This is a genomic window from Colwellia sp. KU-HH00111 (assembly GCF_040362745.1).
Taxonomy (GTDB): domain Bacteria; phylum Pseudomonadota; class Gammaproteobacteria; order Enterobacterales; family Alteromonadaceae; genus Colwellia.
This window is the reverse complement of the sequence record NZ_BAABWO010000003.1, coordinates 21503-41861: the sequence shown is the minus strand read 5'-3', so window position 1 is coordinate 41861 and position 20359 is coordinate 21503. Positions and strand designations below refer to the sequence as shown.

The window sequence follows — 20359 nt, the reverse complement described above, 5'->3', positions numbered from 1 at the left end:
TATAATGAAAAAAATTCAAGAAATGCTTCAAGCAGCAAAACTAACCGACTGTATTAGTTATATTGAAACACAGTTAAAAGAAGATCCGCTCAATGTCAGTTTAAAGAGTAGTTTAATCGAACTACTTTGCATTAATGGTGAACTGGAACGTGCTGATAAGCAGTTAAACAATATAGTGCAAAAGCACCCTGACTACTTGATTGGTGCATCAAATTTAAGGCAACTGATCAGAGCCGAGCAAAGTCGACAAGATTGTCTACTTGGAAAATCAGTACCAAGTGTGTTTACCGAGTTAGATGCACACATTGAAGCGTTTATGAAGTTACGAGTAGAAATGAATCAGGATGACAAACAAAACCTAAGTAATACTAGTTTGATCCTTGAAAATGAACGGCCAAAAGTTTCAGTTAAGCTAAACGAGCACGATGTTGCCGAAATACGCGATTTAGACGATACACTAGGCGGTTTTATTGAAATATTTGGTACCGACGGAAAATATTATATCGCACAGTTATCAAACATTGATTACATCCATTTCAAGCCTGTTCAATCCTTAATCGAACAAGTATGGAGAAGGGTTGAATTGAGTATAAAAGATGGACCTTGTGGAGAAGCACATATTCCCTTGGTATATGCTAATAGTGAAACCGACGCAGAAAAACTAGGAAGAGAAACCGATTGGCAAGAGATCACAACTGAGGTTATAACCGGAGTTGGTCAGAAAATGTGGTTTGTCAATGACCAAGCAATGCCAATGTCAGACTTTAGAACGCTGAGTTGCTAGTTTTATATAAAAGAATCACCCGTATAGAAGTATTAATTAATGAAATACGCGTTTCTAGTTTTATTAACAATATCGCAATTACGCGTCATTAATTTGTACTTAACATTTTTATAATTTACCCGTATTATAAATCTCAATGAAGGATTTATATTATTAGCTAAGCATACACTCACTGATTAGGTTATTTATTAATGACTTAATTAAGATAGGCTTAATTAATAAGTATTATGGAAGATATTTGGAAAACCTGTGCGTATAACAAACCAACAGCTAATTCAAGCCTCAATCCTAGATAGGCTGATCGATGAATCTCCCAGTGATCCCGATCCAAAAGAAGCAAACAAAGGCCTTAATTTAAAACAGTTACGGGCAAATGTTAGGCGTGACCTTGAAAACTTACTTAATAGTAAAATTCAATGGCTCTCTTGGCCTGAAAACTTTCAAGAATTAGATACCTCATTACTCAACTATGGCCTTCATGATTTTTCAAGTATGACAGTTGCTAGCTTAGAAGGCAGGCAATTGTTATGTCAACAAGTAGCAGATACTATCAAACGTTTTGAGCCTCGCTTTATTGAAGTAGATGTTGAAGCTATTAATAACGAACAGCCTCTAGATAGGGTCATGAGACTACGTATTAACGCATTACTCTATGCCGACCCAGAGCCTGAATATATTACCTTTGACTCAGAAGTTGAACCCGTAAATTTGGGCCTTAAAATACTTGAGACAATCTGATGAATGAAGATTTATTAAAATATTATAATAGAGAGCTAGCTTTTATACGTCATATGGGGGCTGAGTTTGCAGCTAACTATCCCAAGTTGGCTGGCCGATTACGTTTAAGCGATGAGCATGTTGAAGACCCTCATGTATCTCGTTTAATCGAAGCGTTTTCTTTGTTAACAGCCCAGATAAGACAAAAACTCGACGACAGTTTTCCAGAGTTAACTGAGGCTTTGATTGGACAGCTGTATCCTGATTATCAAGCACCAATTCCATCAATGACAGTCATTAAAATGGTGACAGAGAACATCTCAACCACTGGTGTGTTATTACCTAAAGATACTAAGGTAGATACGCAAGTAGAGGGCATGAAAACTTGTCATTTTAAAACTTGCTATGACACCATGCTATGGCCAGTTGAAGTGGTTAATGCTCAATTTCAAAATGCCCCTTTCAAAGCGCCAGAGCCTATTTGGCACACGAGACCGAAGGCTATTGTAAAACTCACTATACAAGGTGAATTTGAAGATGTGACTATGGCCAATTTAGGTTTAACTAAGCTTCGCTTTTTTTTAAATGGACAAGCTCATCAAACCTATCATCTTTATCAATTATTATTTGAGCACTGTATTGGCCTAGCAATAGCCAAAAGTGGTGACAGTAATAACATCAAATATTTAGAAAAACGGCACTTACAAGCTGTCGGTTTTGAAGATGAACAACAGGTAGTCCCTTATAGTAAAAAAACCTTATCTGGTTATCGTTTATTAGTTGAAAACTTTATTTTTCCGGAAAAATTTTTATTTTTTGATATTGATGATCTTGAAGGTTGCTGGGCAAATATTGATGATAAATTTGAAATTTATTTTTATTTGAAAGAAAGTGCAGAGGATCTAGAGAAACAAATCAATGTAAATAATTTTTTACTTGGTTGTGTCCCTGTGATTAACCTGTTTGAACAAGAACTAGAACCAGTAAGGGTTGAGTCATCAGAATATGAATATAAGCTTTCACCACGGTATTTAGATGCAGAGGTTGCTGAAATTATTAATATCAAAGAAGTGATCGCTTTTGATCCTAAAGATAATAAAACTACCGTTACACCATTCTATGGTGAAGCACATCCTGCTTACCTAGATCAAAATAATTTATTTTGGAATGCGCGTCGTGAAGCATCGAATTGGGCGGGAGGTTATGCTGAATTTGGTACTGAGTTATATTTATCATTAGTAGATCACCACTTTAAAGGCTTTACTGCGGATGAAGACTATGGTTCTTGGCTCCTAAGTATTAAAGCGCAATGTAGTAACCGAAATTTACCCGCGCATCTGCCTTTTGGTACAGGTGAACCTAAAATGTTTATCCCTGAACGAGCTGATATTATCAAAAATGTAAAGTGTTTATTAGCACCTACATTACCTGTTAGAGCATTATTGGGTGATGCATCAAGGTGGCAACTTATCAGTCACTTATCGTTAGATAGTTTCAGTGGTGATAATGCATTACATAAATTAAAAGAAGTATTAAAGCTATATGATTTTAAAAGTTCACCGGCTAATAAAACACTAATTGATAATATAGTTGATATTGAAATCAAAACCACTACAGCGCGTGTTAATCAAAAAGGATTAGTCGGTTTTAGTACAGGTAACGATATTCTCTTGACGTTTGCAAAAGAACATTACTTAACTAGTGGCGTCTATTTCTTTTGTACTATTTTAGAACGTTTTTTTGCACAATTTGCGGCAATTAATAGCTTTACTCGTTTAAGTGTAAAGCTTAAAAATCATGACGGAATTTGCCACACTTGGCCTAGTAGAGCCGGTAAGGCGCCATTACTATGAGTGTAAAAACATTAATTGAAAATCCCACAGAATTTGATTTTTATAAAGCCGTGTTTTTGTTACAGCAGCAAATTGCTACGAGTAAATCTCAACATAACAAAGTAGGGTACGACAGCTTGCCTAAAAATGAACTTGTGAGGTTTAAAGTTGATCAACATCTTGGCTTTCCTGGGCAATCAATTAGTAAAATTGAAGCAAAAAAAACAAATGATCAGGAACAAATTTCAGTCGATATGAATGTTTCATTTATGGGTTTAACAGGTGCTAGTGGTGTGTTACCTCAGCATTATAGTGAACTCGTATTAGCTAGGTTGAAAATGAAAGACACTGGCATGAGAGATTTTTATGATTTGTTTAATCATCGCCTTATTTCACTTTTTTATCGCGCTTGGGAAAAGTATCGTTTTGCGATCAATTATCAAAAAGATCAACAGTTAGCAACTGACTCATATACCGAAGTGCTTGACCAGCTTTCAGGTAATGAAAGCATAATGAAATATTATGCTGGAATTTTTAACAAAAGCATTAGAACAATAGACGGGCTAACGCAGCTGATAGAGGACTTTACCCAATGTGAAGTTTCAATCAAGCAGTTTCAAGGTCAGTGGCATAAACTTGCACCGACAGACAGAACTCGTCTAGGAGGGAGAAAAACACCAGAAGGTCAATATGCGTCATTAGGTAAGGATGCAACCATAGGAAGTAAAGTATGGGACATAAATTCTGCTATTGGCATTGTTCTCAAACCTAAGTCTTACCAAAGTATGCAATTGTTATTGCCTAGTGAAACAGAAAACAAGCTATTGAAGAAATTAATTAGAAAATATCTTGGTAGTACCATCAAATATAAAATGCAATTAGAGGTAAAAGAGCCTGATATACCTAAAGTTCAATTATCTAAACACGCAATACCTTTAGGGCTAGGCTGTGGTTTAGTAACAAGAGAAAGTAATAAACAAAAAATATATTTACTCCCATTATAGTTAGAAATTTTAAGGCTATAACCGAAGAAGTAATGTACCTAAAATAACATTTACATTAAAAATAAAGGACTAGATTTTATGTCAGCAATGACCTTAAGTAAACTTGTAGAAAAATTATCTCCAGCTTGTCGACAATCATTAGAGTCGGCAGCAAGTATATGTCACAGCCGCAGTCAGTTTACTGTAGAGATAGAACATTGGTTACTTGCGATACTTGAAAAAGAGTTAGGTGACTTTCAATTAATTATGTCGAGTTTTTCTTTAGAAAAAGCTGTCTTAAGTAGTGAATTACAGCAAGGTTTAGAAAAGCTAAAAACGGGTAACAGTGCAGCGCCAAGTCTTTCCCCTCACATTGTTAACTTGTTAAGACAAACATGGCTTAATACTACAATTGAATTTAATGATAACCAAATTCGTTCAGCATACCTTATTTATACTTTATTAAATGATGAATCGTTAAGTGCATTAGTAACACGCCCAGCAAAGCAGCTACTTAAAATAGATGCAGCACAATTGTTAAATGCATGGCCGCAATTATCAGCTAAGTCCTCTGAATCAACAGAAATTTCAGCCACAAATAGCCCTAATGGTGTAGCTAAATCTAGTAAAACACCTAGCCTTGATCAATATACGCAAGATTTAACTAAAGACGCTGAAATGGGCAAAATAGACCCTATTTTAGGACGCGATAATGAAATCAGACAAATGATAGATATTTTAACGCGTCGCCGGCAAAACAACCCTATCTTAACGGGAGAGGCAGGGGTTGGAAAAACAGCAGTAGTTGAAGGCTTAGCACTTAAAATTGCTGAGCAAGATGTGCCAAAGGCATTAAAAAACATTCGTCTACATGTCCTCGATCTTGCATTATTACAAGCTGGAGCAGGCATGAAAGGGGAGTTTGAAAATCGTTTGAAATCGCTTATCAATGAAGTGAAAAACGCGGTTCATCCTGTCATTTTATTTATTGATGAAGCACATACCATGGTGGGTAGTGGCGGCCAAGCGGGACAAAATGATGCCGCAAACCTTCTAAAACCGGCATTAGCGCGGGGTGAGCTTAGGTTGATTGCTGCCACAACTTGGGCTGAGTATAAAAAGTATTTCGAAAAAGATGCGGCACTAACGAGACGTTTTCAAGTAGTGAAAATAGAAGAGCCTAGTGAAGAACAGGCAGTTATTATGATGCGTGGCTTGCTTCCAGTGATGGAAAGTCATCATAAAATTGTAATTTCAGATCAAGCATTATGTTCAGCTGTAACATTATCTCATCGCTACATTAGTGGCCGCCAACTGCCAGATAAAGCTGTAAGTTTGCTTGATACAGCCTGTGCTAGAGTTGCAATGAGTCAAGCATCTACACCTGGTGTTGTAGAAAACCTTCAACGCCAAGAGCAGCAAATACAAACACAAATTACTCTTTTAAAACGAGAAGAAAAAACAGGTGAAGATCATAAAAAACAATTACAAACACTGCAAAAAGAACTTAAAAAGACCCAAAAAGCTTTAGTGCCATTAACTAAACAGTGGCAAGCTGAATTAGGGTTAGTGAAGGATGTTGCAACATTAGTAACTGAGCTACAACAAGACGATATTAACGATAGTAAAGATAAATTACGCGAACTTAAAAAATTAAAGGCTAAGTTAGCTGAAAACACACAACCCATGGTGCACTGGCAAGTTGATGAACAACTAGTTGCTGAGGTTATTTCTGATTGGACAGGTATACCTGTTGGTAAAATGCAAAATGATGAAATAGACATGATTTTGTCATTGAAAGAAACCATGCAAAAGCGGATTATTGGACAACCCCATGCGCTTGATCTTATTGCTAAAACAGTGCAAATATCCAGAGCTCAATTAGGGGACGAAAAACGACCAATTGGGGTGTTTTTACTCGTCGGACCTAGCGGGGTTGGTAAAACAGAAACAGCATTGAGCTTGGCAGAGCAAGTGTATGGTAGCGAAGACAATATCACTATTATTAACATGTCTGAATTTAAAGAAGAACACAAGGTGTCGTTACTTTTAGGCTCACCTCCAGGTTATGTGGGATACGGTGAAGGGGGGGTATTAACCGAAGCCGTTCGTCGTAAACCTTACAGTGTTATTTTACTTGATGAAATGGAGAAAGCGCACCCAGGTGTACAAGATATTTTTTATCAAGTATTTGATAAAGGAACAATAAAAGATGGTGAAGGTAGAGATATAGATTTTAAAAATACCATAATCATTATGACCTCAAATGCAGGTACCAGCACGACCATGGAATTGTTTGAAGATGAAAAAACTGCTCCTTCGGTTACAGGGCTACGAAAGGCATTACAGGACGATTTACTGACTTATTTCAAACCAGCATTTTTAGGTCGTATTAATGTTGTTCCTTATATTCCACTGACAGACGACATGTTGAATGACATTACCAAATTACAACTTGCTCGTGTTGGAGTTAGGTTAAACAACCATCATTTGGCTAAATTTAGTTACAGCGAGGAGGTCGTCACTAAAATAGTTGGTCTATGTCAAGATGCGGGCTCAGGAGCACGTAATATTCATAATATTTTGCAAAATATTATGCTCCCTGAGTTATCGACAAAGATTCTGCATAAAATGTCAAATGATACAAGTACTAAAAATGTTGAAATTAATGTCAAAAAAGATGAGTTTACCTACAAAGTTTAGGTTTATTGATCACGAGACACTAGTTTAATTTCAACTAATACTTTTAATACTACTATCAATTTCAGGTAACCATTTAAATGATGGTTATCTGGTTTTTTGTTTTTCAAAAAAAGCGGTAAAGTATTGAAATAATTGAATAAAAATCAACTTTAATTGTTGTGTTGTTGTTGTTTTTAAGTATAATGCTTTTGAAATTAAGGCGCTTATCTATTTCCTAAGCGAACTTTATTCCTACTATTTTGTACATGGATGTAAGCTCTTTTAGGAAATAGAATGTAACGTTTACATTCTATTAAATTTAATTTAAACAATTTATGTTTACATTAAATAAGCCTATCCACTAACGGATAAAACATATGCAAAGGAGCATTAACAATGCAAGCAAATACATACTTGGACTATGAAGGAATTAAAGGCGAAACTACGGCTGAAGGATACAAAGATAAAATCACTGTACTTTCTGTTGATTGGAATGTTAGCCGCGAACTTTCTTCATATACTGGTACAGCACAAGATCGTGAAGCAAGTTCAACCCGCCTTGGTGATGTAACCATCACTAAATTACAAGATAATGCATCAACATATTTATTTGAAGAAGCAACTATCGGTAAAGGCAAAAAAGCAATTTTTTACATCACTAAGCAAGGTGATAAAATTGAAGAAATCATGCAAATTGAATTAACTGACGCCATGATTTCAAGCTATAGTGTTTCAATTCAGGGTGATCGTCCTGTTGAAACAATTACCATTAGCTACACAGAAATGATGATGGCGGTTACGCCAACTGATGACAAAAATAATGTTACTGCAGCGCTTAGATACGGTTACAGCGGCGTTAAAGGTCAACAAATGTAATTTTTGTTACCTAAGCCTTAAGGGGTAATTCCCTTAAGGCTTTTTTAAACTTATTGAGGCAAGGAATGCAAAAATCTACCCAAAAAAATAATATTATTTCGATATCTACACCTTTAGGTAAAGATACACTTTATTTAACACATCTTTCTGCAACTGAAGCAATTTCACAACTTTATGCATTTACTGTCTCTATGTTTACCGTTGGTACTACTATTTCTCTTGATGGTTTGGTTGGAAAAAATGTCTGTGTTTCATTAAGAAATGCAGAAAGTGGCGGTGCCATTCGTTATTATCATGGCGTTGTTAGTCATATCGAATCAACAGGTATACGCACAGCCGCACCTGATGATGTTGAAAACTATATAGACTATCAAGCGATCATAGTACCTGCCGCTGCTTTCATGAAAAAAAGAAGTAACTGTCGAATTTATCAAAATTTGTCTGTTATTGATATTGTATCCGACTTATTTGGTCAGCATGGTGTTGCTTTTCAGAATAAAACAATGAAATCCTATCCTAAATACGAATATTGTGTTCAATATCAAGAGTCTGATTTAGATTTTGTTGCTAGGTTACTTCAACAAGAAGGTATTTTTTACTTTTTTGAACATAGTAGTGCAGCGCACACCCTAGTGCTTGCCGATGACATAACCGCCTATAAAAAATGTGCTGAAGCCAAAGTAAGGTGTTTTTCAGGTCACTTATCAAAACCTCATGTTTCGCATTGGCAGGGCGGCTTAAGCATGGTAAGTGGCGCATATCAGCAAAAAGGATATGACTTCGAGCAGCCGACATTATACCCAAGCGGCAATAAAACCACTGCAAGCTTACCCAAGCAGGCTAGTTTGGAAATTTTTGATTACCTCGGTGAGTCCGAATTCAACAAACGTCCGCAGCCTTATGCAAATACCCAATTAGAAGCATTACAAAAAGACATGCATAAATGCAGTGGTCAAAGTGATTGTCGAAGCTTTACTATTGCTAAATTTTTTACCTTTGAAGACCATGAAGATAGTTCATACAAAGGCAAAAGTTATTTATTAACAGCAATTAGAACGAGCGCAACCCAGCCAAACCAATCTGGTGCCAATCAGTCAGCTGCAGATAACGTATTTACCAATGATTTTGAATGCGTTCCAAAAGATACACCTTATAGGCCAGCGGTTACGATTCATAAGCCTTTAATTCATGGAGTGCAAACAGCCGTTGTAACTGGAGATCCTGGTGACGAACAACACATAGATAAATATGGTCGAGTTAAAGTGCAATTTGATTGGGATCGAGAAGGTGAATTTAATAGCAAAAGTTCTTGCTGGATACGCGTTGCTCAAAATTGGGCGGGAAATAAATGGGGTGCATTCTTTTTCCCCCGAGTAGGCCAAGAAGTGCTAGTTGAATTTATCAACGGAGACCCTGATCAGCCTATTATCAGTGGTGCTATTTATAATGCTGATTTAATGCCTCCTTATGCATTGCCGGCCAAAAAAACCCAAAGTGGCATTAAATCTCATAGCACAAAGAATGGTGGTGCCGACAACTTTAATGAATTACGTTTTGAAGATGACAAAGGTAAAGAGCTATTATTTTTGCAAGCAGAAAAAGATCATGAGCTCAAAGTAAAGAATGATCAAAAAGATACCATAGATAATGACAGGCTAACGACTATTGCAAATAATGATACGTTAGATGTAGGCAACGTTCTCAAAGTAACAGCGGGTAGCGAAATAGAATTTAAAACAGGTGCCGCATCAATCAAAATGACTAGCGATGGAGCTATCACTATTGATGGTACTAACATCAAAGTTAATGGCACTGTTATAGCGCTTAAAGCTGCTCAGATAAAGTTGAATTAATACAATGAGTTATTATAATTACCCTGGTATAGGTCGACAAGGTTATTTATGCAAGGGGTTCTACGTCATTTGTCAATTTGGCTATCATTATTTAGCTTGTCGGCCACAAGATAAACCCAAAGATCCATTATTGAACCCACCATTAAAAGAGTTTCTAGTTAGTACGACTTATGGTGAACAGTTTTTACAAAATTTACATCCTTGGAAAAATGAGCAAAACATAATGAATCGTATGTTTGATTACTTAGCTTATGATGAATATCAACATGCAAACCAAAGTGTTGCTGAATGTATTAAATTTATTGCCAATGAACTTGCGTTGGGTAATTTACTCTTGATACCACTTGATAAAAGTTAATAAACAAATTAATAAGTAAAGATATAAGGAATAAAGAATGGGTATGCCAGCTTCGACTATCACACATATGCATGTTTGCCCCAAAGTAAACCCAGGGCCTGTTCCACATGTTGGTGGTCCTATTGTGGTAGGGTCGCCAAATGTTCTAATTGGCAGTTTACCCGCGGCTAGAAAAGGAGACACTTTGGTTTGCGTAGGTCCTCCAGACTCTATTAATGCGGGCTCAAGCTCAGTCACTATTAATGGCAAACCTGCGGCTCGTTTGGGTGATGGTACCGCCCATGGCGGTAAAATTGTTGTTGGCAACCCTACCGTATTAATTGGTGGATAATCATCATTTTTGAGTAAATGGTTTATGGACGCATTAAAAATGGAATTGTCACACTTAATGAAGCAACGAGAACTGCTGCGTTTTAACTTTTGTAGTTTTAAACAAAACAATGTTGATAATACGCAAAAACTGTTAGCTTTAACGCGTTTGCTTGACAATAACTATGCTTATGGCTTGTATAACGCCCGCACAACAGCTGATATTATGGCATATTTAGCGACTGAAACAGCTGAAAACAAAACAGAGATTATTACTCTATTATCATTGAAACTTATGGTTTTCCCAGAAAAACAGCCCCAATTATTGCCTTTGTTAATCGCTAATAAAAAACCGTGGCTGCAATTAATTGCGCTTGAAGTAGCTGAAATGCTTGGCGAACACTTAAGTTATAATTTCGATTTCATTAGCATCATGGGGTTTGAGCTTAGTGCTCAAAATAATGCTTTAGCCCTGCACGGAAAAACTAGCTTATTGGTGTCGGTGTTATTACATTTATATCAACGCAAAACCCTGAATACCTATTTGTCAGTAGTTTTACCTGACGACACAAACAATGTTGACCCCCCCGTAAAAATATCTCCATTAATTCGCTTATATATTGATATTCTCTCTGGTAACGACGTTAATATTGATGCTATTGCCGAGCAGTTAATTTCTCATGATCTTCTACAAAGCACACTATTTGATATCTTTGTTAGCTCACTTGATGAAGTGCAAGTAACTGCTTTTATTAATAAGTTAAGTACAGAAGAGTTACATACTGAATCAGTTATTTATGCAATGGCGCTGAGTGGTTATATCAAGTTTATCCCCTTCATTACTCAGTATTTGCAACAACCAGCCTTTGCCACTCATGCACATAACGCGTTGCGTTTGGTTTTGGGTGAAAAGCTTGATGCGTTTATTCCACTAGATGTTCAGTTTGACAGTGATTCAGCACAAAAAACGACTAATCTTGGTTACTACAGTGCAAAACTACTTAATGCTTGGCAACAACAGCAATCCTTGTTATTAGGTTTTGATAACAGAGAAAAATATGCTAATGATAAATCAATTAACAAGATTAGCCGCATGCTTAATGGCCAAAGCCTATCGATAGATACACTTGATTCAGTGGTTACGTTAGGGAGCCAATGGCATCGTTATGTTGCCATGTTATACAAGCAACATTTTACAAACCAAACTTATGTCAATCACCCGCATGCTTTAGAAGTTTGTTAATGAAGTATAAAATAGATACCCCAACATTAGTTATTGGTGCGGCATTAACATCAGAGCAAGCATTAAGCTTACCTTTAGTGGCACCGGAACAAACCACACACAGCTATAATGACAGTCAATATTTAGCATGCTTTCATTCGTCATTAGATCCAACACTCGCTCAGTGTCAACAGTTTGTGCAAACAGATAAACAAGGTGCTACCAATAAATCTAACCAAGCACATAAAGCGACACGTTGTATTGAACTACTGTCACATTTGATGTCATCAATCAATCATTCAGGTATTAGTTTGCCCACAAATCAACCGGTATTTTTGTTACTACCAGAGTTTGTTGAGCAAATACATGTGCCAACAGATGAACAAGCACAACTTAATAATGCAAATATGGCGCTTGCTGAATTTGTAAAAATGCTAACACTAGCACTGCCTGAATTATTTCAACACCCACAAAGCCAATTATTTCCTTATGGTAGGGCTGCTTTTCCTATCGCATTAGCTTCAGCTAACACCTTTTTTAGCCAACAGACTGATGATAATGCGACTGGGACGATTAGTTTGATTAGCGTTGATAGCCTACTGTTTGATATCCCAACATTGCATGAACAAAATAGGTTGATCACGGCACAATGTAGCCAAGGTATTATCCCTTCTGAGGGAGCAATATTTGCGCAGTTATCACCTGTAGATAATACCGAAGAAGGGATAACGGTAAATTTTGCACAGAGCATGTTAGCACCGAGCAAACAACGCGTTAGCACAACACAGCAACTATTTATAAAGAGTGCTGCCGCTCTCCCTAAAAATACAGCTCAAACAGCAGCACTTGCGGTTATTGAACAGTTGTATTTACCCGGTAATGGTGATGACACACTGCAAAAATCTTGGCTTGATGCTTATATTTCGCTAGCAGGGCACGTTGATGTAAATACTAAGATCACTCAAAGTGCATTTTTCACCGGAGAACTAGGAAGTAACACTGGCTTATACAATTTTTTACATATAGTTACAGGGTATAAAAACAATTTTATAAAAGGTAATACGTTACAGCTCGAAGTTTCAGATAACCTGCATCAAGGCATTGCAATGTATTCATGGAATAACACATGATTAATTGCAAGTTAATACAGATAAGGCTACCGAGCAGTAACAATAAGCATAGAAAGATTCACGGACAGAAGGGCTTTAGATAGCATGAGTTTACAATATTTTCAGTTTAGAGGACGGAACCGACGTGTTGTGGTGTTACCTCGAAAAGCAGGGGCACCTAGTGGTTACTCATTGGTTTCACAACGAGGCAGTAAAGCCAATACTCTGGTGGATGAAATTTCCCCTCATTTAGCAAAAGATGTTAACGCGCTTACCCATGCTCGTGCATTATTGCGACAAGTGGGTATTTCAGTTAGTCATCAAGCCCGCCAAGTAGCGCCAAAACTAAAAGATGCTATTAGCAAAGAGTTATTGCATGTCTATGGCGAAGAGCCAGTAACGCAGTTGCATTATTCTACAGAAGAAGCATCACCCAAAGCTAGTGCTACCAGTAAGGCTAAAATCCCCGTGGTTAAACCAAGTAACCAAGGTAAACAAACTAGTAACGTAGGGCAAAGTGGTAGTGCAAGTAATAATACCCCCTCTGAAGTTCCTATTAGCCAGCAAGCATGCAGAAGTGATCCTGTTTCGCTGCTAAGTGGTGAAGAAATCCTCAGTTTAGACGATTTTACCTACCATGGTTTAGTACCTATTACATGGCGGCGTCTCTATCGTTCAAGTAAAATAGGCAATAACGTGGGATTAGGTTATGGCTGGCGCCATAATTTTAGTGCGCAACTTAACGCGCATTTTCAACCTGGTCCCAAAGTTGGGCCTAAAAAAGCAGGTAAGCACTGGTTTGAATTAGTTGATGAAGACGGTGCTGTGCATGTCTTTGATCAAGTAAAACCAGGACAAACAAGTTATCAAACGTCATCAGGCTTAGCACTTTTCCATCAACTTGACGGCAAGCAGGTGTTGATTAAGCCAGATGAGAGTCATTGGACCTTCAAAAAGCAGCTTATCGAGCCTACAACTGAATCAGGTAAAAAGCTAAAACAAGTCAATAAAAAAGCCAAAGATGCAAAACAAAATAAGTTTGTTTGGTTATTAGAAAGCATCAGTAATCACTTAGGACAGTGTATCGAGTTAACGTATGACGACAAACAACGTTTAACCTTTTTATCTAATAGTCCTAAACGTGGTATTGCGCTGCAATATAATCACCAAAGCAACTTAACAAAAATTGCTGCCTACATACTCAATGATGAAAATAAAAAAATACTACAAGCACCGCTACTAGCGCATTATCAGTACAATGATGCACAAGCTATGGTGAGTGCTACTAATAGCGAACAAAGTACGGAGCACTATCAATATCGACAAGACTTATTGATCTCTCGTCGAACACGTGCGTCTGGTTTTAGCCACCACTTCTTATGGCAAGGCGAAGGGGCAAAAGGGCAATGTATTGAGCAATGGGGTGATAATGACAACTATCATTATCACTTTACTTTCCAAGTAAATGATGAAACCAATGAACAGGTAAGTACTTCTACAGACAGCTTTGGTCACACTGAGCGTTTTGTGCATAATGCGCAAGGGTTGCTTACCGCCTTCACCAATAATAATGGTGACACATCAGTTACCGAGTATGATGATCTAGGTCGGCAATGTAAAATTACTGATGCACAAGGAAACAGCACAACATTTACCTATAATGACCAAGGTCAACTCTGTACCAAAACGGATGCCTTGGGCAATACAACCCATTATCATTATAATAACTTGGGTAAACTAATCACCACCATTGATGCGTTAGGGCAACATCATAAACGACATTATGATGCCACAGGTCGCTTACTTGCTATCATCACACCAGATGGAAGAAAACACAGTTATCGTTATACCGAGCAAGGCACTCTTGAAAGTGAAACAGACACACAAGGCATAAAAACACAATACCATTGGAGCATTGACGGTGAGCTATTAGCTAAGCAAGTCGCGAACAATCTAACACGTTTTAGTTACGATAACTTAGGGCGTTTAAATGCACAAATTAATCGTCAAGGATTAGTCACAGAATATAAAAGAAACAGCAATGGCCAGGTAAGTGAGCAGCGCAGTTACCCACAATCAGCGCCTGAGCATCAAACAGTTAAAGCCTTTTCATACGATAATGCAGGCCGTTTGTTAAGTGTGCAAGAAACTAGTGTGCAGGAAAAAAGCGAAAGCCAACACCAAGCGAAAAATTCCCCTGAGCTGACCTTATACCAATACCAAGGGTTGTCACAACCGAGTAAAAAAACCTTTTCTGATGGTAGTTGGCTTAGCTATGGCTATGATAACGAGCGTAATTTAACTCAAATCACCCGAAGTGACGGCGCACAATATAAACTGCGTTATAGCCCTACTGAAAAGCCCGTAGAACTCATTGGCTTTGATGGTAGAAAACAAACATATAAATATGATGCTAACGACCAATTAGCTAGTGTTAATGACAGCGACTTACGTTTTATTCGCCTAAAACGCGACAGTTTAGGGAGAATTATTGAGCAAAGTGCAAGCCAAGCGTTAATTCAAGATAAAGGACACGGCAAAAGTCGAGGAGAACATCAGGGTAAAAGTCAGGTTCAGGAGCAAAGATGTTCAACTAACAATCAACACAACTATTTTCAATATGACAAAATAGGGCGTTTAATACGTGCACACAATAGTGAGCGTACCGTTAATTTATCTTATCATCAAAACGGGCAATTAAGCACTTGCGAACAAGGTCTTTGGCAACTTAACTATGACTACAATGCGCTAGGTCAACGTAAAAGCATACAATTACCTGACGGCAGTCAACTGTGTTATGACTACACCGAGCAGGGGAAATTAAGCAAAATAAGCTTGTTAAAAAATAGTACAGAAGCTGAAAATAAGGACACTACTGCGCATGCTAGTACTCAATCATTAGTCACCTTACAATACAATAATGCAGGGCTGAATACTCAACAATGCTTAGGTAATGGCATTGAACTAACACAGCAATATGATGTGTATTCACGTTTAACAGACCAACAATGGTTAGCGAGTAAAGATGAGTCACTCGCTTTTGCCGAAATTCGTACTTACCAATACGACAGTAAACATCAGTTAACGGCATTGCAGCAGAAAACTGGTCATCAACAAGATATTAAAAGCAATGCCCCATCATTAGCACAAACACAGCTAGCTAAAACTTTTCGATATAACAGCTTGAGCCAGTTAATCTCAACGAGTATTAAACAAGTGAGCAATAACGAGGCTATCAATAACCACAGCCTTGATAATGCTGATGTGTTAAGGCCAATCGATAAAACACATAAAGTGTATCAAGAACACTACCAATGGGATGCCTTTGGTAACCCACAAAGTACAGCTAATAATGCTCAAGCGGCTGATAAGGCGGCGAGTAATAATGACAGTAGCAGTAATGGTAATAGCCAGAATGATATCTTAGTCATAAACGACCAACTACACCGTTTTGCAGGAACCGATTACTATTTTGACGACTGTGGCAACCAAATTTCATTATGGGGTAAAGGCAATAAACAACAACGAGTTTACAATGCCCTTAATCAACTCAAACAGCTTAACCATAATGGCAAACTAACTCATTACGAATACGATGCCCTTGGCAGACGTAGCGCCAAAATAACCGAGCAGGGCCGAATTGATTTTATTTGGGATAACAATCAACTCATTGGTGAACACCAAAACGGCAAGTTTACTTGGTTTGTGTATCAACCCGACACCTTTTTACCGATAGCATTAATTAAGCAAGGTAAAGTTTACTATTATCACCTAGACCAACTCGGCACGCCGATTTGTTTAACTGACACTAATGCAACCCAAGTGTGGCGCAATAACAGTGATGTGTTTGGTTGCCAGCAAGAAAATAATAATGAGGACAGTGAAGAGAATACCTTCACCAACCTAATTGAAAACCCACTACGTTTTCAAGGGCAATATTTTGATGAAGAATCAAACTTACATTATAATCGTTTTCGCTATTATTGCCCGAAACAACAGCGCTTTATCAACCAAGACCCGATAGGCTTGGTGGGTGGGATTAATCCGTATCAATACGCACCTAATCCTATAAACTGGGTTGATCCGTTTGGTTTGAGTTGTAAGGAAAATAGTTGGAATAGTTTTCAAAAAAAAACCAAAGGTCACTTTGTCAATAGTTCTGATGCAGCGCAAAGCTATCAAAAAGTGAAAGAAGTACAAGCGATGGACAAAGGTACTCGACCTGACCCATCAACATACTTACCACAATCTTATATTGATGCCCATTTAGATAAGTTTTCTGGAGGTGCTTCTTATTTTGCTCCTAAATGGGCGCTAGATGCATTCGGTAGGGATCCCGTCGGTAGGGATGATGGTCAGTTTGTCATGGCAACTAAACAAGTTAATGAAATGCTGTCTCGAACAAATGGTGATATGGGGATGATTGAAACAGAGCTTGGAATTCCTGGAGGTACATGGCAGGGACAGGAAATGGTTGTTATTGAAATAGCAGATCCTAAATCAGTGAATTTGAGAATTCCTTCAGGAAATGAAGAGGGAGCAAATGAATTATGGCTGGCTGGAGGGCAATTACCCACTGGCCATGATGAAGGAGTAACGGATAGTATTCCAAAAGGAGAATACAAAGAACTTAATATGAATGAAGCTACATTAGGAGCAAAAAATGATAATAATTAGCGCAAAAAGATACTCTTATTTTCTTTTGGAAGATGATGATGGAACATGGTATTTAACGTATTTTACAGGAGGTCCTTGTGAGATAGATATTTGTGTTAAATTAATTGATGAAGAAATTAAACAATTAAAAGAAAAACCAGAATTCATTAATGTATTAGTTGAGAACTTTAAGAAAGATAAATCTTTATATGAAAACAGAATAATTATTCCATCAAAAAGACCAAATTAAAACTAAACAACATTTAAAGCTGCTTGACCCAGAAGATTCTTCTTGGTAAGTGGGGTCATGTGGTAGATGGGGTCAGGTACACATTAAATAATAGTCTACTGTATAATTAAATTCAGTATCAAGGAAGATATATGGCTAGGTTACCCCGAGTAGAACTCCCAAATATTCCACTGCATATTATTCAGCGAGGCAATAATAGGCAAGCATGTTTTGCTTCTGATCAGGACTTCACAGCTTATTTACATTGGTTAAAAGACTACTCTATTGAGGCTGGTGTTGAAGTGCATGCGTGGGTATTAATGACAAACCATGTACATTTACTTTGCACACCCACTAAACCAAAAGCAATAAGCCGGCTAATGCAAAATTTAGGCAGGCGATATGTTCAATATTTTAATTATACCTACGGCCGAAGTGGCACGTTATGGGAAGGTAGGTTTAAGTCATGCGTAGTCCAAGATAATTTCTACTTACTTAATGTGTATCGTTATATTGAGTTAAATCCTGTCAGAGCTTTAATGGTAGCTGAGCCTGCTTATTACCCTTGGTCTAGTTATCAAGTTAATGCATTAGGAAAACACGCAGATTTATGTACTACTCATTCCAAATATGATGAATTAGGCGTCACAGCTAATGAAAGGCAGTTAGCTTATCGAGAACTGTTTAAGCAACATATTACGGTTGAATTGTTAACAAATATTCATGACTCTGCTGTAAAAGGGCTTGCATTAGGGAATGATAAATTTAAAGAAAATATCGAATTTTTGAGTGGGCGCAGAGTTACAGAGGGTAAAAGAGGCCGCCCAAAAAAACAGGTAAAATAAACTGTACCTGACCCCATTTTATTAATAACATCAAGCAGCAACCCAAATACTAATTTGAAAAGGAAATCACAATGTCAACACTGAAAATCACCGAATCTGTCGGGCTTGGCGGAACAAACAATATAAACGATGTTAAAGCGGTGCAAACTGCTTTAAATACATTATTAGCACTGATCCCTCCGACAGAAGTCATAAACGTAGATGGCCTTATAAATGAGCCCCTTGAAAGCGCTAAAACCATAGCCGCGATTAAACTGTTTCAAAGTAAAATACTTGGTCAATTGCGTCCTGATGGCCGAATAGATCCTATGGGACGAACCCATCGAAAAATTAATGAAAAGCTTATTAATTTAAGTGTTAGATCCGATGCCATTTTAAAAATGCCTGCTACTTATGCCGTATGGATGAAAACAGCAATTAATGAACTAGGTGAGAGTGAGGTTGCCGGTACCAAGGCAAATCCGCGTATTTTATCCTATTTCAAGGCGTCAAAATTTTGGGGGAAAGACGATTCAGGTGGTGTAAACGCATGGTGTGGTTCTTTTGTTTCTTGGGTAATGAAACAACATCATTATGAGCCAGTTAAAAATGCCTTTAGAGCGAAAGAGTGGGCAACGTTTGGTAAAAAAATAGATAAACCGCTTTACGGCTCTATTGGCATCAAAACCAGAAAGGGTGGGGGACATGTGGCTTTTGTTGTTGGTCAAAGTGCTGATGGTAATTCGCTTTTCATGTTAGGTGGCAATCAAAACAATAGTGTGAACGTGACTAAATATAATAAAGACGTGTGGAAAACATTTGTCGTACCAGCAGACTTTGATGAATCGTGTGAAACGTTACCTATTTACACTAAAAAAGCATTAAGTGCAGGAAGTGAAGAATAATGAAAAATACAACATTAGTATTACTTTTATTGTCATGTTTTTCATGCTCATCTATCGCTACAACAACTGTCGCTGCAGAAAATATAACAACAGCAACAGACGCAACAAATATGGAGCTTAATGGTTTTAAAGAAGCCATTAAGCATGTGCATTATCTTGCTAAAGTAACAATTACAGACGTTGAAATAATAAGTGAAGATGATGAGACTGATAAGCATCTTTATTTTGCAAATGTATTAGCAACCTATAGAGGTAAAGCACACAAAACAATTAGCTATGAAATGTTTGTTGAAAAAGGCGAAGAATCAATTATAGGTAATGCCCCCGTTTATATTGCTTTATGTAAAGATAACCAAGGAACGTATTATTGGCCAGGAACAGGCTCTCAATTTTCATCAAGTGAAACAATCAACAATTGGCTAACTGAAAATGTGAAAGCCGTACTTGATATGTCAACAACAGGTAATTGGTGTGATTAACCTAACTAATAACTGCGACAAATAACCAAAGTGTTAAAAATTATTTAATAATTTTGCAGTACAAGGCAGTATTGGTGAACTATCAACTATAATACAAAGATACCCAAAATTAATATTTGAGGGAATTATAGTATGAAGACTAATCATCATAGTTTAACCATATCAATAAAACAAAATGAGGGTTGCTACTTTTTAGCTTGTAAAGCCATAGGTAAACTGTCTGTTGAAGATTATCTCATGGTAACTCCAATAATAACCTCGACTTTTCAGGCACAACAGTCACCACGTTTTAAAATACTCATTGATATAACCCAGTTTGAAGGGTGGACGTTAGGAGCAGCATGGAAGGATTTTATGATGGGAGTAAAGCACAGCGATAAAGTAGATCGTATTGCCATTTTTGGTAGCCATTACTGGCAAAAAGTCTTAAGTAATACTGGAAATTGGCTTGTTGCGGGTGACATACGTTACTTTGAAACAAGAATGGCAGCTATAAATTGGATTGAAAACCGTAATGATGATTCAGCTCTATAACCGATAT

General features: G+C 37.4%; 17 protein-coding genes. All 17 read left to right on the top strand.

Features of this window, described 5'->3' with window-relative positions; all coding sequences use genetic code 11:
* The first annotated feature begins 4 nt into the window (after nucleotides 1–4).
* Nucleotides 5–784, top strand: a complete 780-nt coding sequence (locus tag ABXG98_RS07270; RefSeq protein WP_353538041.1) for a type VI secretion system accessory protein TagJ — start codon at nucleotides 5–7, stop codon at nucleotides 782–784.
* Nucleotides 785–1033: 249 nt separating this feature from the next.
* Nucleotides 1034–1522: a type VI secretion system baseplate subunit TssE gene (gene tssE, locus ABXG98_RS07265; RefSeq protein WP_353538040.1), complete on the top strand. Its 489-nt coding sequence runs from the start codon at nucleotides 1034–1036 to the stop codon at nucleotides 1520–1522.
* A complete protein-coding gene (gene tssF / locus ABXG98_RS07260) occupies nucleotides 1522–3354 on the top strand; it encodes a type VI secretion system baseplate subunit TssF (RefSeq protein ID WP_353538039.1) in 1833 nt (610 codons plus the stop codon). The genes tssE and tssF overlap by 1 nt, the downstream gene beginning before the upstream one ends.
* Nucleotides 3351–4337, top strand: coding sequence for a type VI secretion system baseplate subunit TssG (gene tssG, locus ABXG98_RS07255; RefSeq protein WP_353538038.1), 987 nt, complete (start codon nucleotides 3351–3353; stop codon nucleotides 4335–4337). The genes tssF and tssG overlap by 4 nt, the downstream gene beginning before the upstream one ends.
* A 78-nt stretch (nucleotides 4338–4415) precedes the next feature.
* Complete coding sequence (gene tssH / locus ABXG98_RS07250) at nucleotides 4416–7019, top strand: type VI secretion system ATPase TssH (RefSeq protein ID WP_353538037.1); 2604 nt, start codon at nucleotides 4416–4418, stop codon at nucleotides 7017–7019.
* Nucleotides 7020–7394: 375 nt separating this feature from the next.
* Nucleotides 7395–7874 (top strand): Hcp family type VI secretion system effector, encoded by a 480-nt coding sequence (locus ABXG98_RS07245; RefSeq protein WP_353538036.1) that lies wholly within the window; start codon nucleotides 7395–7397, stop codon nucleotides 7872–7874.
* Between the two features lie 65 nt (nucleotides 7875–7939).
* Nucleotides 7940–9727: a type VI secretion system Vgr family protein gene (locus ABXG98_RS07240; protein WP_353538035.1), complete on the top strand. Its 1788-nt coding sequence runs from the start codon at nucleotides 7940–7942 to the stop codon at nucleotides 9725–9727.
* Between the two features lie 4 nt (nucleotides 9728–9731).
* Entirely contained in the window at nucleotides 9732–10085 is a 354-nt protein-coding gene (locus ABXG98_RS07235; RefSeq protein ID WP_353538034.1) for a hypothetical protein, read from the top strand.
* A 37-nt stretch (nucleotides 10086–10122) separates the two neighbouring features.
* Nucleotides 10123–10416 (top strand): PAAR domain-containing protein, encoded by a 294-nt coding sequence (locus tag ABXG98_RS07230; protein ID WP_353538033.1) that lies wholly within the window; start codon nucleotides 10123–10125, stop codon nucleotides 10414–10416.
* A gap of 24 nt (nucleotides 10417–10440) precedes the next feature.
* The gene (locus ABXG98_RS07225) at nucleotides 10441–11637 is read left to right on the top strand and encodes a hypothetical protein (RefSeq protein ID WP_353538032.1); all 1197 of its coding nucleotides are present in this window, start codon (nucleotides 10441–10443) and stop codon (nucleotides 11635–11637) included.
* Nucleotides 11637–12746, top strand: a complete 1110-nt coding sequence (locus tag ABXG98_RS07220) for a hypothetical protein (RefSeq protein WP_353538031.1) — start codon at nucleotides 11637–11639, stop codon at nucleotides 12744–12746. Before ABXG98_RS07225 ends, ABXG98_RS07220 begins: the two co-directional genes overlap by 1 nt.
* A gap of 84 nt (nucleotides 12747–12830) precedes the next feature.
* Nucleotides 12831–17402, top strand: coding sequence for an RHS repeat-associated core domain-containing protein (locus ABXG98_RS07215; RefSeq protein ID WP_353538030.1), 4572 nt, complete (start codon nucleotides 12831–12833; stop codon nucleotides 17400–17402).
* Complete coding sequence (locus ABXG98_RS07210) at nucleotides 17389–17631, top strand: hypothetical protein (RefSeq protein ID WP_353538029.1); 243 nt, start codon at nucleotides 17389–17391, stop codon at nucleotides 17629–17631. The genes ABXG98_RS07215 and ABXG98_RS07210 overlap by 14 nt, the downstream gene beginning before the upstream one ends.
* A gap of 131 nt (nucleotides 17632–17762) precedes the next feature.
* Complete coding sequence (locus ABXG98_RS07205) at nucleotides 17763–18455, top strand: transposase (RefSeq protein ID WP_353538028.1); 693 nt, start codon at nucleotides 17763–17765, stop codon at nucleotides 18453–18455.
* A 71-nt stretch (nucleotides 18456–18526) separates the two neighbouring features.
* Nucleotides 18527–19339, top strand: a complete 813-nt coding sequence (locus ABXG98_RS07200; RefSeq protein WP_353538027.1) for an NlpC/P60 family protein — start codon at nucleotides 18527–18529, stop codon at nucleotides 19337–19339.
* The gene (locus ABXG98_RS07195) at nucleotides 19339–19818 is read left to right on the top strand and encodes a hypothetical protein (RefSeq protein WP_353538026.1); all 480 of its coding nucleotides are present in this window, start codon (nucleotides 19339–19341) and stop codon (nucleotides 19816–19818) included. The genes ABXG98_RS07200 and ABXG98_RS07195 overlap by 1 nt, the downstream gene beginning before the upstream one ends.
* Nucleotides 19819–19950: 132 nt before the next feature.
* Entirely contained in the window at nucleotides 19951–20352 is a 402-nt protein-coding gene (locus ABXG98_RS07190) for a SpoIIAA family protein (protein ID WP_353538025.1), read from the top strand.
* Nucleotides 20353–20359: the final 7 nt, after the last annotated feature.